Origin of the sequence: Mycoplana sp. MJR14 (assembly GCF_029210525.1) — a bacterium.
In the GTDB taxonomy this organism is placed as follows: Bacteria; Pseudomonadota; Alphaproteobacteria; order Rhizobiales; family Rhizobiaceae; genus Mycoplana.
Genome location: NZ_JARGEO010000001.1, coordinates 590,970 through 604,821, shown reverse-complemented (window position 1 = coordinate 604,821; position 13,852 = coordinate 590,970). Strand labels below are relative to the sequence as shown.

The 13,852-nt window shown below is 60.1% G+C and carries 12 protein-coding genes and 3 pseudogenes; 2 read left to right on the top strand and 13 right to left on the bottom strand.

The window, feature by feature from the left end; all coding sequences use genetic code 11:
* Position 1 precedes the first annotated feature (1 nt).
* The 3 genes from vapC to P0086_RS02980 all read right to left on the bottom strand — a co-directional run bounded on the left by vapC (position 2) and on the right by P0086_RS02980 (position 1,354).
* Positions 2 to 403 carry a tRNA(fMet)-specific endonuclease VapC gene (gene vapC, locus P0086_RS02990; RefSeq protein WP_275782361.1) on the bottom strand — a complete coding sequence of 134 codons (402 nt, stop codon included), beginning with the start codon at positions 401 to 403 and terminating at the stop codon, positions 2 to 4.
* On the bottom strand, positions 403 to 633 hold the full coding sequence (gene vapB, locus P0086_RS02985; protein WP_275782360.1) for a type II toxin-antitoxin system VapB family antitoxin: 231 nt from the start codon (positions 631 to 633) through the stop codon (positions 403 to 405). Before vapB ends, vapC begins: the two co-directional genes overlap by 1 nt.
* Positions 634 to 757: 124 nt before the next feature.
* Positions 758 to 1,354 (bottom strand): hypothetical protein, encoded by a 597-nt coding sequence (locus P0086_RS02980; RefSeq protein WP_275782358.1) that lies wholly within the window; start codon positions 1,352 to 1,354, stop codon positions 758 to 760.
* Between the two features lie 199 nt (positions 1,355 to 1,553).
* Between P0086_RS02980 and P0086_RS02975 the strand changes: the two are divergent.
* A pseudogene (locus P0086_RS02975) lies at positions 1,554 to 1,883 on the top strand (transposase); the annotation flags it as partial.
* 211 nt (positions 1,884 to 2,094) lie between these two features.
* A complete protein-coding gene (locus P0086_RS02970) occupies positions 2,095 to 2,430 on the top strand; it encodes a hypothetical protein (RefSeq protein WP_275782356.1) in 336 nt (111 codons plus the stop codon).
* Positions 2,431 to 2,584: 154 nt separating this feature from the next.
* Here P0086_RS02970 and P0086_RS02965 read toward each other — a convergent pair.
* From P0086_RS02965 to P0086_RS02920, 10 genes and pseudogenes are all read right to left on the bottom strand, one after another.
* A pseudogene (locus P0086_RS02965) lies at positions 2,585 to 3,211 on the bottom strand (lactate dehydrogenase); the annotation flags it as partial.
* Between the two features lie 97 nt (positions 3,212 to 3,308).
* The gene (locus P0086_RS02960; protein ID WP_275782354.1) at positions 3,309 to 3,710 is read right to left on the bottom strand and encodes a DUF3085 domain-containing protein; all 402 of its coding nucleotides are present in this window, start codon (positions 3,708 to 3,710) and stop codon (positions 3,309 to 3,311) included.
* A 13-nt stretch (positions 3,711 to 3,723) separates the two neighbouring features.
* On the bottom strand, positions 3,724 to 4,332 hold the full coding sequence (locus tag P0086_RS02955) for a DUF1419 domain-containing protein (protein WP_275782352.1): 609 nt from the start codon (positions 4,330 to 4,332) through the stop codon (positions 3,724 to 3,726).
* 138 nt (positions 4,333 to 4,470) lie between these two features.
* A complete protein-coding gene (locus P0086_RS02950; protein WP_275782350.1) occupies positions 4,471 to 5,436 on the bottom strand; it encodes a DUF3991 and toprim domain-containing protein in 966 nt (321 codons plus the stop codon).
* Between the two features lie 210 nt (positions 5,437 to 5,646).
* Complete coding sequence (locus P0086_RS02945) at positions 5,647 to 5,823, bottom strand: hypothetical protein (protein WP_165422072.1); 177 nt, start codon at positions 5,821 to 5,823, stop codon at positions 5,647 to 5,649.
* A 470-nt stretch (positions 5,824 to 6,293) separates the two neighbouring features.
* On the bottom strand, positions 6,294 to 6,938 hold the full coding sequence (locus P0086_RS02940; RefSeq protein WP_275782346.1) for an SOS response-associated peptidase family protein: 645 nt from the start codon (positions 6,936 to 6,938) through the stop codon (positions 6,294 to 6,296).
* 41 nt (positions 6,939 to 6,979) lie between these two features.
* Positions 6,980 to 7,645 (bottom strand): SOS response-associated peptidase family protein, encoded by a 666-nt coding sequence (locus P0086_RS02935; protein WP_275782344.1) that lies wholly within the window; start codon positions 7,643 to 7,645, stop codon positions 6,980 to 6,982.
* Positions 7,646 to 7,655: 10 nt separating this feature from the next.
* Positions 7,656 to 10,923: pseudogene (locus P0086_RS02930) on the bottom strand (error-prone DNA polymerase).
* Positions 10,920 to 12,434 carry a DNA polymerase Y family protein gene (locus P0086_RS02925; protein WP_275782342.1) on the bottom strand — a complete coding sequence of 505 codons (1,515 nt, stop codon included), beginning with the start codon at positions 12,432 to 12,434 and terminating at the stop codon, positions 10,920 to 10,922. Before P0086_RS02925 ends, P0086_RS02930 begins: the two are co-directional and overlap by 4 nt.
* Positions 12,352 to 13,110, bottom strand: a complete 759-nt coding sequence (locus P0086_RS02920; protein ID WP_275782340.1) for an ImuA family protein — start codon at positions 13,108 to 13,110, stop codon at positions 12,352 to 12,354. The genes P0086_RS02925 and P0086_RS02920 overlap by 83 nt, the downstream gene beginning before the upstream one ends.
* Positions 13,111 to 13,852 lie beyond the last annotated feature (742 nt).

Below are 13,852 nucleotides of genomic sequence, written 5' to 3'. Positions count from 1 at the left end.
TTTAGATGGCCCAATCTTCGACGCGTAAGCCTGCCACGCGATCAAATGCGCGCCGGTTGTTTGTCACCACAATTAACCCGCGGGAGCGCGCGTGCCCTGCGATCAGTTGGTCATACGGCCCTATAGGGGTTCCGTTCCGAGCGAGTTCAGCACGCACCTGGCCGGTGTGGATGGCAGCTATGTTATCATAAGGCAACACCTCAAGTCGAGCCGCAAAACCCTCGACAACGGACAGATTGTGCTCTTGCCTCGCCGACTTCTCTGCCCCGTAAATCAACTCCATCAAGCTTACTGAGCTTATGCATAGTTGACCGTGGTGGCGATTGAACGCATCGCGCACCCGTTGGGGTCTATTTTTGATGGTGAAAATGCAGATGTTGGTGTCCAACATGTACTTCAGCATTAGAATGCCTCGCGCTCCTGCAAGGCAGGCTGATCACGTTCACTCATAAAGTCGGGGGTCGCCGCTGCACCCTCGAACCAGCTATCCCAAGCCTCGCCGGCGGGAGCTATAATTCGAGTGCGCCCGACCGCAACGATATCGACACGCTTGACATCACCAGGCAGAGCAACGGCCTTTGGCAGCCGAATGGCTTGGCTACGATTACTCTGGAATACCGCACCCTGTTCCATGACGCACTCCTTTGGCATCTACACATGGCATATCCCAAAAGCTAGTGCGCGAGACAGGATATGTCAATGGGATATACCCCAGGCATAAGGACGGCTAGGCCGCAGCCAGCCGAATTTAGAGACCCTAATGTGCGAGGTCTCCAATGGAAATTTTCAGCTCCTTCATACCAAACTCGGTTGCTGCGACAGAGACGATCAATGTCAAATCCTCATCCCAATCATCGAAATTCAAGCCAAAGGGGTCATCGAGTTTTGCTCTCAGATCGAAGATTTCGACGAAAGCGTATCTCACAGCGCCGCGACAGTCATCCTTCATGTCACACAACACGCTGACGAGGTAGCAGCCCAGCTCGTTGTCATGATAATCGCGGAAATATTCTTTGGCGAGATGAATGGCGGCCATGCGTCGGAAACTGTCGCTCTTTTCTTGCACCCACGCGCGTAATAAGGGGCGATATTTGTCAGTGAGCGCGAGATAACGACATAGTGCCTTGAGAGCATATTCGGCATAGAGGTTGTTCTTCTCCCCGTGCAGATACGTTTCCAAAAGCGAGGCATCCGTAACGGTACCGCAGAGGCCGAGAACGTGGATCGCATCGATAATTCCATTCTCACGTTGCCGGAGAATCTCTCGAGCAAATTCCACTTCTTCGGGTGTAACAGGCCCCGGATCAAGTCCCTTCGCACGGAGGGCGACGTTTGCGAGATCAATACTGGTCAATTAAGTCTTCCGAGTGAGCACGCATGATGCTTAGCAAGCACAGTCATGTTGGGCAACTGAGCAGTTGCCAACGGACGCCTTTAGGCTGTCTCGCTGTTGATTTGCGCTGAGAGCTGATGGAGTGGATGCCCCCGCCCGACGGCATTGCAATGTGCCAGAGTGATGTTCGCCAGAACGTCACTTAGAGGAGAGAGCATCCATGAAGGAAGTTAGCATCATCGGCCTGGACCTTGCAAAGCGGGTGTTTCAGGTTCATGCCGCAGGAAGCGATGGAAGTTTGGTCTTGCGCAGAAGGCTGTCTCGCGGCCAGGTGGTCACCTTCTTTACGGAACTGCCCAAATGCACGGTCGCGATGGAGGCCTGTGCCACAGAGCATTACTGGGCGGGTGAGATCGGCAAGCTTGGCCACGAGGTTCGATTGATCCCGCCGGATTACGTGAAGCCTTTCGTCAAACGACAGAAGAATGATGCTGCCGACGCGGAAGCGATCGTGGAAGCAGCGACACGGCCGTCGCCGAGAAGCGTTCCTGGGCACCCATGTACTCGGCCGTGTGTGTCGATGGCGGCACAATGACGAACTGGGTAACTGCTTTTCGCGGCATCGCCTTCTCCCCGTTGAGAATCGAAGAGCATACTTTCGAGTGAAAGTCCAATCCCGCCAGGGCTCAAGATCATGGCGAGGCACATTTTTTCTTTCCGACGGCGTTTGCGCGTTCTAGGTTCTGGGATATGTCTGATATATGTCTGACGCCACACTGATCGACGGATTCATCGCTTGGGGAGCCGAACTTGCAGCGGCGACCCGGTCCTCAAGCTTGAGCATCAATGTCGAAATTTGCGCTCCGACCGCAAATCCAGCCGCCAAGATTGACATCGAAAGCAGCGAACTCTTGGCTCGCATTACAATATGGTCCGACGGGAATTTCCACGCGGAGGCAATTGACGCATCAACATCGGCGACGGTCCTTTCTCGCCACGGCCTCGCAACTGCTCGTACGACGTTTGACGAGGATTTTAACGATATCTTGAACCTGTTCGCAATCATACGCCCGAGCCGTGCCGATGACCGTTTATGAATTCACGCCCTAGTCCGAGCGCTGGGGCGGATCGCTGGCTAAAAATCCTCAATTCAGCACCGCTCGTCACGCGGCGCATGCAATAACTATTCTTGCTCATCCTCGTTTGTCACCGTAGCACCCAAGGCGGCATTGTTTTCGCTGAGGTTGCTCAAGCCGGGAACAGGCCCGTGCCGATGCCCGGTTCCAGCACGCGGCCGCCGCGCCAACCAAGCTTCTGGATGCCCGCCCAGATCGCCCGGATGATGAACTCGGGCGTGAAATGCGCATACTGGGTGCAGCGGGCGAGCGAGGCATAGTCAGCTTCAGAGACCGCGCTCTCAAGCGAAGAGCCGAGTTCATCCCAGCTATCCCGGAAGTCGACCTCGCCTGGCCGGCGGAACATCCCATTGGCGAGCTCGCCGGCACCGAAGCCGGTGAAACGGATCAGTTGCGCCTGCTCCTTCGGCGTCGCCGGGCGGTCCTGCTTGGAGATGTTATTGGCGATGAGGATGGCCGCAACATTGGTGCGGGCACGATCCTTCCAGGACGGCGACAAGCCGCGGTCACCCTCGAGATAGAAGTTTGCGCGGAGCCTCCTCGGGTGTGACGGGGGCCGAGAGGGTACTGCCGCCGCCCTGGGAGGTGCGGACGCCGGCCCTGACGCCGGCGGCGTGGGATCCGGATCGTCATCATTGGCGGCTTCAGGCGAGAAGCTTCCGAAGGCGGTGACGCCGAGCCCGAGGCCAGACGACAGTGCGGTGTTGCCAAACATGTCGAGAGTGAAGGGATCGTTGCTCATGATAAATTCTCCTTGTGAAGGCGCGCGTCATCGTCCAACTGGGACGCGCTGACGAAGAGATGCTGATTGACGTTGGGGACCCGCTGCGGCGGAGATGCTACGACCACTCGATGATGAAGAGTTCCATCGAGTCCGGCTGGAAGCTGATGCCAAGATGCCTGGCATTGGGGGTTGCGGCGATCATGGCCTCCAGCTGCGCGGCATCGATGAATTCGACACCGTCGTCTCCACCGAAGGTTCTGCGCTTGACTTCGAACCAGTCGTCGTTCGTGCGGGGGTCGCATTCGAGCGCATAGGCGACGAACGGCTTTTCGCCGTCCGGCAGTTTGCCGTTCGAGCACAAGTAGACACCGTGATCACCCACGAGCCAGACACCCGGCTGCTCGTCGCGCCCGGGATGAAGGCCATAGTGGGGATTGCGAAAGCCGCCATTGGCTTCTGCGTCAGCGCGACCGCGGGCGATCACCGCCCGCACGGATTCAATCGGAAACGAAAGCATAGAAAGCGCCTCCTCAGGCTGCGACTGCCGTATCGGGCAGATGGCGCAGTTGAACGGGCAGTTTGGCTGCGATCTCGTCGTCGGTCAGGTCGTCGAGAAGCTTCAGCCTGGCAGATCCGGCATTGCTGAAGAGAGTGATGACACGCTGACACGGCAGATACTGCGGAGTGGTTTCATCGGCGTAGCCACGATAGGTATCCGCCGTGGCACTCCAGATGTGCTCAAGGCGCTCGTCTCGGGTCATTGCCCTCACGGGACGCGTTTCCCGCTCGATGATCGCCAGCCGCATGTCCTCCACCGACGCACCGTCGGAGAGATCGCAATATCCATGGAAGAAACGGATGACCCCGTCGATCCGCAGCGCGAAGAACACCGATGTAACGGACCCGGTCAAGAATTCGCGCATCGCGAACATCGAGCCCCGTATCCACAGCGGCGGCAGGATCTCGAACATGTAATCATGCTCACGCTCAGTTATTTCGAACCACTCGCCGGCATAGAGCGCGCTTGCGTCACCCTCGAAACGGTTTGGACGCTGTGCGTGCCGATCGAACATGCGGAACATCTGATGGCGGTCGGCGGCGCCCTGGTAGACTTTACGGATTGCGGAAGGGGTGCTCATTGGCGGCTCCTTTGGCCCTGTCCGAACCGAAGCGCGGCGCTGCCCTGCCTCACCATCCTCTTCAGTCCTTCTTGACCCCTCCCCTCAAGCTGCAGCGTGTTCCGCTCGGGTCAAGGGCCGGCAAAGCCGGGCGCAGCTTCACCCTTGATGCGGGCGGCGCGACTGCGGCAGTCCTCTTCCTCCTGCCCTTGTTTTCCTTTCCCGATTTTCATCTTCCCGCGCCTTCAGCGCGTCATTCCAGTCCTCGACCGGCGGCTTCAGGCGCAACCAGTCACAGCCCACGTCATCCGCGATGTCACGGAGGCGGCTGGCAAAGGTCTCGCCCTGGCTATTGGCGTCGGTGGCCGCCACCAGAACGACACCGGGACACGCGGCCAGCTTGCGGACCGCGGCGTCCGTCATCGGTGACCAACCTCCGCCGGTGCTGAGATAGACGCTGCCCTCGCGAAGGCCCTCAAATGCCGCAAGGCTCATGGCGTCTATCGCCGCCTCGGTGACGCAAAGACGCGTCGCGTCATGAGAGCCAAGGCGAAACAGGGTTTTAGAACCACCTGTCGAAAAGCCGCGCCAATCTGGACCGCGCTCCTCCCAGCCAGTGACAACACCATCGTCATTGACATGCGCGGCCCACATGCTGCCATAAGGGCCTTCCCGAAGGACATCACTTTGGATGGCCTCCCGGATGATCGTTGCCGGTAGGCAACGCTCGGTGCGCAGATAGCGCCAGGTCATTGATCCCTGCCACGGCCTACGTCGTGTCGCCCAGCGTTCAGAGACGGAACTGCTGTGTGCGGGCTTTCCGGCCGGTCGTGACCAGGCAGGATCCCTGGCGACGATGCCGACAAGAGCGGCCACCCGGTCGAGCGCTTCGACGAAGGTGACGCCGTCCAAATGCTCCGCTAGACCGAAGACATCGCCTTTCGCGTCGGACAGTGGATCGAACCATCCCCGCCCGCCATGGATGACGATGACGATTTCCGCACCGCGTCTGTACTTCAACGCTTTGCGGGTGCTTTCCTTGACGTCGATGGCAAAACCGGCCTGTTCCAGCACTACTGCGCACGGGACGAGGTCCCGAAGTTCCTCCAGTTTCTGTTTTTCCATTATTTTACTCGGCGCTAGGCGCCGCCCTTCTCTCCAGATTCATGTCTCCCGCAATTTGCGGGACCTTTTTCCGGCGGCCGCGAAGAGCAAAGGGGGCAAGGGCGCGGCTGGCAATCTGCAGATTTGCATTCCGCTCCGGATGACCTGCCAGCAGCGGCGCAGCTTCCCTTGCCGCCTGCCGCTCGCAAGCGACACCCAGGGTGAAGGGTCTCAATGAGACCCGCCCGGAACATATTCATGCACGATCTCCAGATCGTCTTCGTCATCGAGTTCGTCGCTCGGCAGAACGCCGAACTCGTCGCCGGATCTGAACAGCGTGACTGGAACCATCAGGGTGCGGGAAAGCTGGAAGGCGTGGTTCTGTGCAAGCGAAAGATCGGTGTTCATCTGAGGCTCCATCTTTGGAGCGGGCCATTCCCGCTCGATGGCTCCCGTCAGTGTCCGGGACCGGTCGCGATCACCGCGAAGGCTTAAGCCGAAGCGGCCGCAGCTTGCTAGCGGACCCCGTCAGCGGGTTGATCGACGGAGATCCGGGGCTGGACCAGGAAGCCATCCATCAAGAGCGGGATTGGCAAGCCTCCATGGGTCGCCTCCGAGGAACAATGATAATGCTGTTTCGGATCGTGTAGCCGTCCCGATCCTTTAGCTGCTTGTTCAGCCTGCCCTCAGGTCTAAGGCCTCACGTCCGCTGGGACGGTGTCCGACGTGATTTGACGATAGCTCGACCGTCCGTGTGACTATGATCGAGAACCCATGGACCCATCCTGGTGCGCAGGCGACCAATGGAAAGGTCGCGCGCGCGTTGGTGATTGGCGTCGCATGCTAACCATTCCGATATCGACAGAAAAAAGCTGCGGTCAGAGCAGCAGCGGCGCCTCGGGTGCGGCCTTCTTCTTCGCCCATAGCTCGCTCGTCCGCTCCATCGTCACCAACTCGGGCGGAAATGTCCGCTTCTGAAATGCGAGTGCGTCGTCGAAGCTACCGTGAAGCCACTGTTCGTACTCGTCGGGATGTAGCAGGACAGGCATGCGATTGTGCACCGGTTGGATCGCTTCGTTCGCGTCCGTCATGATGCCGGAGTAGACGGGACCCCATTCATCGCTGATCCGCCAAAGCCCCGCCCAGGCGAAGATCGGCCGGTCTTTCAAAGAGAACCAGGTCCGGGTCATCCTGCCCTTTTCACCCTCGGCTTCGGCAAAACCCGTTACGGGGATCAGACACCGCCATTGCGGCTTTCGCGCCAGGCCGATCCACATGCCTTTTGTAAGATCCGCGATGTTGTTGACCGGCTTTGGCTTTGCTTCCGGCTTCATGCCTTTCAGGCGCAGCGGAAAGCCCCAGACCATCGAGCGAAGTTCGCGAACGCCTTCAGCCTCGGTGACGACCATGCCAGGCGTGCCCGGATACACTTCCTCAGGGGCGTTGGACTGCATCGGATTCGGTACGCGAAAGTGCGCTGCGACTTCCGCAGCGGACAGACGGACGGTGTATAAGTTACACATTCTGCAGACCTTTCGACTGGAAACCGAGCACGAGACCTCGGTTACATAAGCATGTTGTCCCGGCGCGGTGAAGCCTTGGCAGGGGAGACCCCGCTTTGCCAACGATCACGCGTAAGCAGTATTTCGAAGTCATCGGATGGTGGCGGCTCGCGAAACTGGAAAGCGATAACGTCCTCGATCGAACCATGAAGCCAGCGCTCGTATTCGTCTGGCTTGAGCAGAACAGGCATGCGGTCGTTGAACGGCCTGATCTTCTCGTTGGCGGTCATGGTCATGCCGGCGAAGACGGGGCCGAAGTCCGGGGTGTTCTTGCAGAACCCCGCCCAGGCCATCAGGGGCTGCCGGTTCCTCGAAAACCAGGATCGGGTTTTTGACCCTTTAACGCCGTCGGGATTTGCAAAATGAGTGAGCGGGATCAGGCAGCGATATCTGGGCTCTACGACGATACGGTCCCAGAGCGGATTGGTAAGATCGGCAACAAGGCCTATTCGGCTCGGGGGCTCGCCTTCCCGTCGCATGTCGCGTGTCTGCCGTGGGAAGCCCCAAGGAATTGACTTCAGCAGCCGCAGTCCGTCCTTCTCCAACACGATCAGTCCGGGAGTGCCTTCGACCGTTTCGCTCGGCACCTCAATCGCCGGCGCCATGTCGACCCCAAAATGGGCGACAATCTCCTCCAGGCTTTTGGTGACTGCAAACAGGCGCGACACAGCGGTGTCCTCAGTGGAAGTTTCTGGATTTGATCTTCAGATTATCGATATGGAGATCGGGAATATAAATGTCCCGAGTTTGCACAGCGGGCTTGGGTTTATCCCGTGGATCCGGTCCTCCTCCGTGCTTGACCTGATCGCCGCGGCCATGGGGCAGTGGGAAGTCACCAAGGCCGCCGTCGCGGTTCCCAACGCTTGCGAGGTCGGTCGAGAAATCGAACAGGCGCTGGGCAACGAGGTGAACGACCTCGCCTTCCCGCTGGATGCGTCCGTTGATGGCCATCATGCTCGCCGTCATCAGGACCCGCCGCTGGCGTTCAAACAGCGATGGCCAGACGACCGCGTTGACGATACCGGTCTCGTCTTCCAGCGTCAGGAACATGACGCCTTTCGCCGATCCCGGTCGTTGTCGCACCAGGACAAGGCCGGCCGTCCATAGCCATCGTCCGTCGCGTTGTCCCATCGCCTCGGCGCAGGTGACGACGCCTTTGCGCTCGAGGTCTCTTCGGAGAAACGAAACCGGATGCGCTCGTAGGGTCAGGCCCGTGTGCGAATAGTCTTCAACCACTTCCCTACCCTCGGTCATCGATTTCAGCGAAACTTCGGGCTCCTGCATTTCGGCAATCACCTTAGCTTCGCGCTCGGCGGCGGCCGCCCAGAGTTCCAGCGGTTCGTCCCGGAGCGCCTTGATATCCCAGAGTGCCTGCCGCCGCTCCAATTGCAGGGACGGAAGGAAAGCATCCGCTTCGGCAAGCTTGACCAGCGACGACGGAGATACGCCGGAGCGTCGCCACATGTCGTCGGCCGAGGCAAACGGCTGGTCGGCGCGCGCCAGAATAATCCGGGCGGCGTCATTGGTCGACAGGCCCTTCACGACGCGCATGCCAAGCCTGACAGCAAACCGGTCGGAATTGCCGATCCGCTCCATCGTGCAGTCCCAGCGGGAGCGGTTCACACAAACGGGCCGAACTTCGACACCGTGGTTTCTTGCATCCTGGACGATCTGCGCGACGCTGTAGAACCCCCATAGGCTGGCTGTTTAGAAGCGCAGCACAAAATACATCGGGGTGATGGCATTTCACCCACGAGCTCGCATAGGCGATCAGCGCAAAGCTTGCGGCGTGGCTTTCCGGAAAGCCATAGGAGCCGAAGCCTTCGAGTTGGGTGAATGTCTTCTCGGCGAATTCACGCGTGTAGCCGTTTTCGACCATGCCCTTGACGAGCTTGTCCTTGAACTTCGAGACGCCGCCCGTGAACTTGAACGTCGCCATCGCGCGCCGCAACTGGTCGGCTTCGCCTGCCGTAAATCCAGCGCAGGTCATCGCGACCTTCATCGCGCTCTCCTGAAACAGCGGGACACCGAGCGTCTTGCCAAGAACCGCTTCGAGCTCGGGCGTCGGATACTCGACCTTCTCCTTGCCTTCGCGCCGCCTCAGATACGGATGCACCATATCCCCCTGGATGGGTCCGGGCCTGACGATCGCCACCTGGACGACGAGGTCGTAAAATGTCCGAGGCTTCAGGCGTGGCAACATCGCCATCTGGGCGCGGCTTTCGATCTGGAACGTGCCGAGCGTATCTGCCTTCCGGATCATAGCGTATGTGGCCGGGTCCTCCTGCTCGATATCCGCCAAGCCCATGGGGATATCCTTATGATCCCGCAGCAGCTCGAACGACTTCGCCATGCAGGTCAGCATGCCGAGCGCGAGCACGTCGACCTTCATGAACTTCAGCGCCTCGATGTCGTCCTTGTCCCATTCCACGACCTGGCGATCCTTCATGGTCGCCGGTTCGATCGGCACCAGATCATCGAGCCGATCCTGGGTCAGGACGAAACCGCCCGGATGCTGGCCGAGATGGCGGGGCGCTCCCATCAGTTGGGCAGACAGATCCAGCGCCAGCTTCAGGCGGTAATCGGCGGTATTCATGTTGTTGTCGATGAGCTGCTTTTCGCCGACCCCTTCCGACCAGCCCCAGACCCCAGAGGAGAGCTGCGTGATCAGGTCTTCCGGTAGCCCTAATGCTTTACCGACATCCCGCAACGCGCCTTTGGCGCGGTAGCGGGTGACGGTGGAACAGAGCGCAGAGCGCGAGCGTCCATAGGTCTCGTAGATCCACTGGATGACCTCCTCGCGGCGGGCATGCTCGAAATCGACGTCAATATCCGGCGGCTCGTCCCGTTCCGTCGAGACGAAACGCTCGAACAGCAGGTCACCGGTTTCCGGGTTGATGCTGGTGATGCCGAGGCAGTAGCAGACAGCCGAATTCGCCGCCGATCCTCGGCCCTGGCAGAGAATTCCTTGCGATCGGGCAAACCGGACGATGCTGTAGACGGTGAGGAAGTATGGTGCGTATTTCATCACCCGGATGAGTTCGAGTTCATGCAGGATCGCCTTGCGGACCTTGTCGGGGATCCCCTCCGGGTACCGGTTTGCGGCGCCCTCCCAGGCGAACTTGGTCAGCGACTGCTGGGCGTCCAGGCCCGGAACCAAGGCTTCCTCCGGGTACTGATATTGCAGCTCGCTCATGTCGAAACGACAGCGATCGACGATTTCACGGGTTCGTGCCAGCGCTTCCGGATAGTCCGCAAAAAGTCGGTGCATTTCTTCCGGCGCTTTCAGGAAGCGATCGGCATGCCGCTCGCGATCGAAGCCGACACTATCGATGGTCGTGCGGTTGCGGATGCAGGTGACGATGTCCTGCAACTGCCGGCGGCTTGGATCATGAAACAAGACATCGTTGGTGATGACCGTCTTCACCTTGTGGCGAGCGGCCAGGTTCGAGAGATTGTGAAGCCGGAGACGGTCGTTCGGACGACGGCGCAGGCACAGCGAAACGTAGGCCCTGTCGTTGAAGATTGCGGCGATCTTCCTGAGCTGGCCTGCCGTGGTCTCGTCTGCCTCATCCGGGACAAGGACGGCAATCAGGCCAGCGCTATAGGCTTCGACATCCGACAGATCGAGGATGCACTTGCCCTTGCCGCCCCGGCTCTTGCCGAGTGAAAGTAGGCGGGTCAGCCTCGAATAGGCTGGCCGATCGGTGGGGTAGACCAGGATAGACATGCCGTCGGAAAGATCGAGCCGACAGCCGACGACCAGTCGCACGCCCGTAGTCTTTGCCGCCTCCCATGCCCGCACGATCCCGGCAAGCGAGTTGCGATCGACCACGCCCAGGGAGTCGATGCCGAGAGCCGCCGCAGTCGCGAACAGTTCCTCGGCTGAACTCGCTCCCCGGAGGAAGGAGAAATGCGTGGTGACTTGAAGCTCCGCATATCTCATCCGAACACCCCATGCAGAAACCAGAGGTGTGAGCCCGTGTCAGCATCTACGCCGTCACCGGCGCGATAGACCCAGTAGCGTTCACCCGTCTCGTCCTCGACGACGAAATAGTCGCGAACGGCGGCATGTTCTCTCGGACGAAGCCACCACTCGCCGAATATCCGCTCCGGGCCATCGGCCCTTTTGACGCGCCGGCGCTTGCCGCGCCAGGTGAACACGGCAGGCGGCTGGTCAGGTAGCAGAGCGGTGACGTCGATCCTTTCCGGGTTTGCCAGCAGCCGCGACGGCCTCGGCCATTTGGCGGCCCAGGTCGCGCCGGTTTCGTCGTCTGTTGGACCGATACGCCGCATGGACCGTTCCGGGACATCGGAGGCGACAGGTGTGACACGGTAAAGCCGCTGGCCGCGATTGCCGAGAATGTCGACAAGCGGTGTCACGTCGACCACGGGTTCTTCGATCAGAGAGGATGCAGTCTGTCGCTCCTCGAGCGGTTCTGCCATGATGGCGACAAGCACCAGGCGTTCGATGCCGAAGCCCGGGTCGATCTTCTCGATGCGGTCGCAGAGAAGCTTTGACAGCCGGGCGGGGTCGCGCACCGGTTTTGCCAAGCCGGCTCGGATGCATTGGCGGGTGTTGTCGACACGATGGATGACGAGATCGGAACGCCTGACGCCGAGGCCACGTGTCTCGAGCTTGGTGGTCAGTTTGCCGACCAGTCGACGCACATATTTGGCGATCGTCTCCGCCGCGCCGATCGGCTCCTGAAAGTTCTTCGCTGCCTCGACAAGCTCCGGAGTGCGCAGGGGTTCGATGGGTTCTGCCATTCGACCAAGCAGTTGGTCCAGCCGCCGGCCGACTTCCGGACCGTATCGCAGCGTCACGGGAGCGCGAGGCATTGCGGAGAGTTCACCGACCGTCTCGACGCCCATCACCCGCCGCCCATGGATCGTGTCTGGCGGAAGACGCAGACAGTGGAACGGCAGGCCAGTTACCGCTTTCAACACACCGCCCACCGGAACGACGGTCGTTTCAGCCGACGTCACGCGGGTGATGGCATGCGCGGCTCCCCATGTATCCGCGACGGCGGCACGTGCGGTAAGTCCCCGCCCTCTCAAGGCGTTGACCAACCCGGAGATCAGCAGATGTTCGCCACCCTGAAGGTGATCGGCGCCTTCCGTGTCCATGACGATCCCGTCCGAGCCGTCGACGGCGACGACAGGGCTGTATTGCCGGAGCGCCCATAGTGCCAGGCGCTCAAGGGCTGCTGCATCAGCGCTGGGATCAGCATCGATCATCGTGAGGTTCGCGACCACGGCCTGAGCTTTGCTCGCCGGCATGCCCACCTTGAGGCCGAGCTTGCGCGCGGCGGTATCGGCAGCCGAGATCCAGCGTTTCGACCCCGATTTGGAAATGACGACGAGCGGCTGATCAGCTGGCACGGCTCCCTTTCCATGCCGCCGTATCCGGTCTGTTGGCAGAGTGGGGAAGTAGACACACACGACCCTTGGCATCACAGGCTCCTATTTCAAACTCAGCACACTCGCCTGCTTTCACGCGCGTCAATTCCAGCAGCCATCGGGCCCGGCCGACACCCGCGACCGGCAGCTCCTCCGACGGAAGCACGCTCACCCTCCATCGTGTCGTCGAGGCCGTCGGATTGCCGAAGTCCGACGCTTCCGTCTGCCGCCGCCATCTGCGGACCACGAGCCCCATGGTTCCTGTCTTTTCGGCAGCCAGCTGCAGCCGCCGGGATGCCACCATCGGCAATCGAACCAGCTCCCCGACCAGGGCTGCCAAACCACCGAAAGAGAGCCCTTCTTCCATGGATGCCAGCACGTCCTCCTCCTTGTCGCCTTCGCAGAAGATCACTCGGTCGGGATGCAGGCCGGCCTGGGCGATGGCGGGAAAAAACAGGTCAGGTCTCGTCAGGCACCAGAGGACCTTGCCCTTCGAGCGCGCGGCAATTCCGGCGGCGAACAGGGCCGCCGCCGCGCCGTCCACAGTGCCCGAACCGCCACCGGCGACCTCGTGAAGAGCGCCGTAAGACAGCCCACCGCCCGGTAGCCGTTCATCAATTTGGCGAACGCCGAAGGGAAGCGCGGCAGCCTTCTTCGCCGCGCTGCCTTCCAGGTGCGCAATACGATCCCTGAGTTCCTCAATGACCCGAGGGCTATAGACGCGCGACATCGTTCACGGACCTCCCTCGGCTCGTGTTGCATGGACTTCATGTCCCCGAAAATTGTTGGTGTTCTTCTTTTGTTCCGTGCCCATGACGGAGTCAAGCCGGTCTTATCGAGCTTATTTAGGCTCCGCTAAAGCGCTGCGGGCGAAATGATGAAACGAATCAGGAGCCTAGGCTGCGGGAGCCAAGTGACTCCACTGCCTCATTTTTTTCCGCGTTTTGCACAAGGACCTGAAAGATGCGGCGGCGTGACAGCTGCCGAAACGAAAAAGCCTGCCGCGGGAGGAGGTGCGGCAGGCTTTTCGAAAATAACCGAACAGCAACTGGGAGGAGGAGTGTTGCTGTTTCCGCAAACGCCCTTGGGAGGAGGAGTAGGACGTCTGCATATCGAACCGACGCGGGAGGAGGTGCATCGCTTCGATAAGCACATCATACGGATTCCCGTCGCCTATTAAATAGACTTTGCTGCACCGCAGTCATGCTGAAATCGCATATCAATTCTGACGGTGCCAGGTTGGTCATTCAGAGCTGATGGCGCTCCTTCCCAACTCCCTGCCCAACTCCATGGAACAAAACGATAATCTGTTGCTTTTTGCCTCCTGAGGTCGCGTGCCGTGTCAACCGGACGTGACAGGGATGACGAACGCGATGATTTTTCCGGTTTCTCATCGCGGCCAACGAAACGGCAGCCGAGCGTCTCACCTGTCCGGCCCGCGCCTCATACCGTCTTCGTCCGAGACGGGAGGC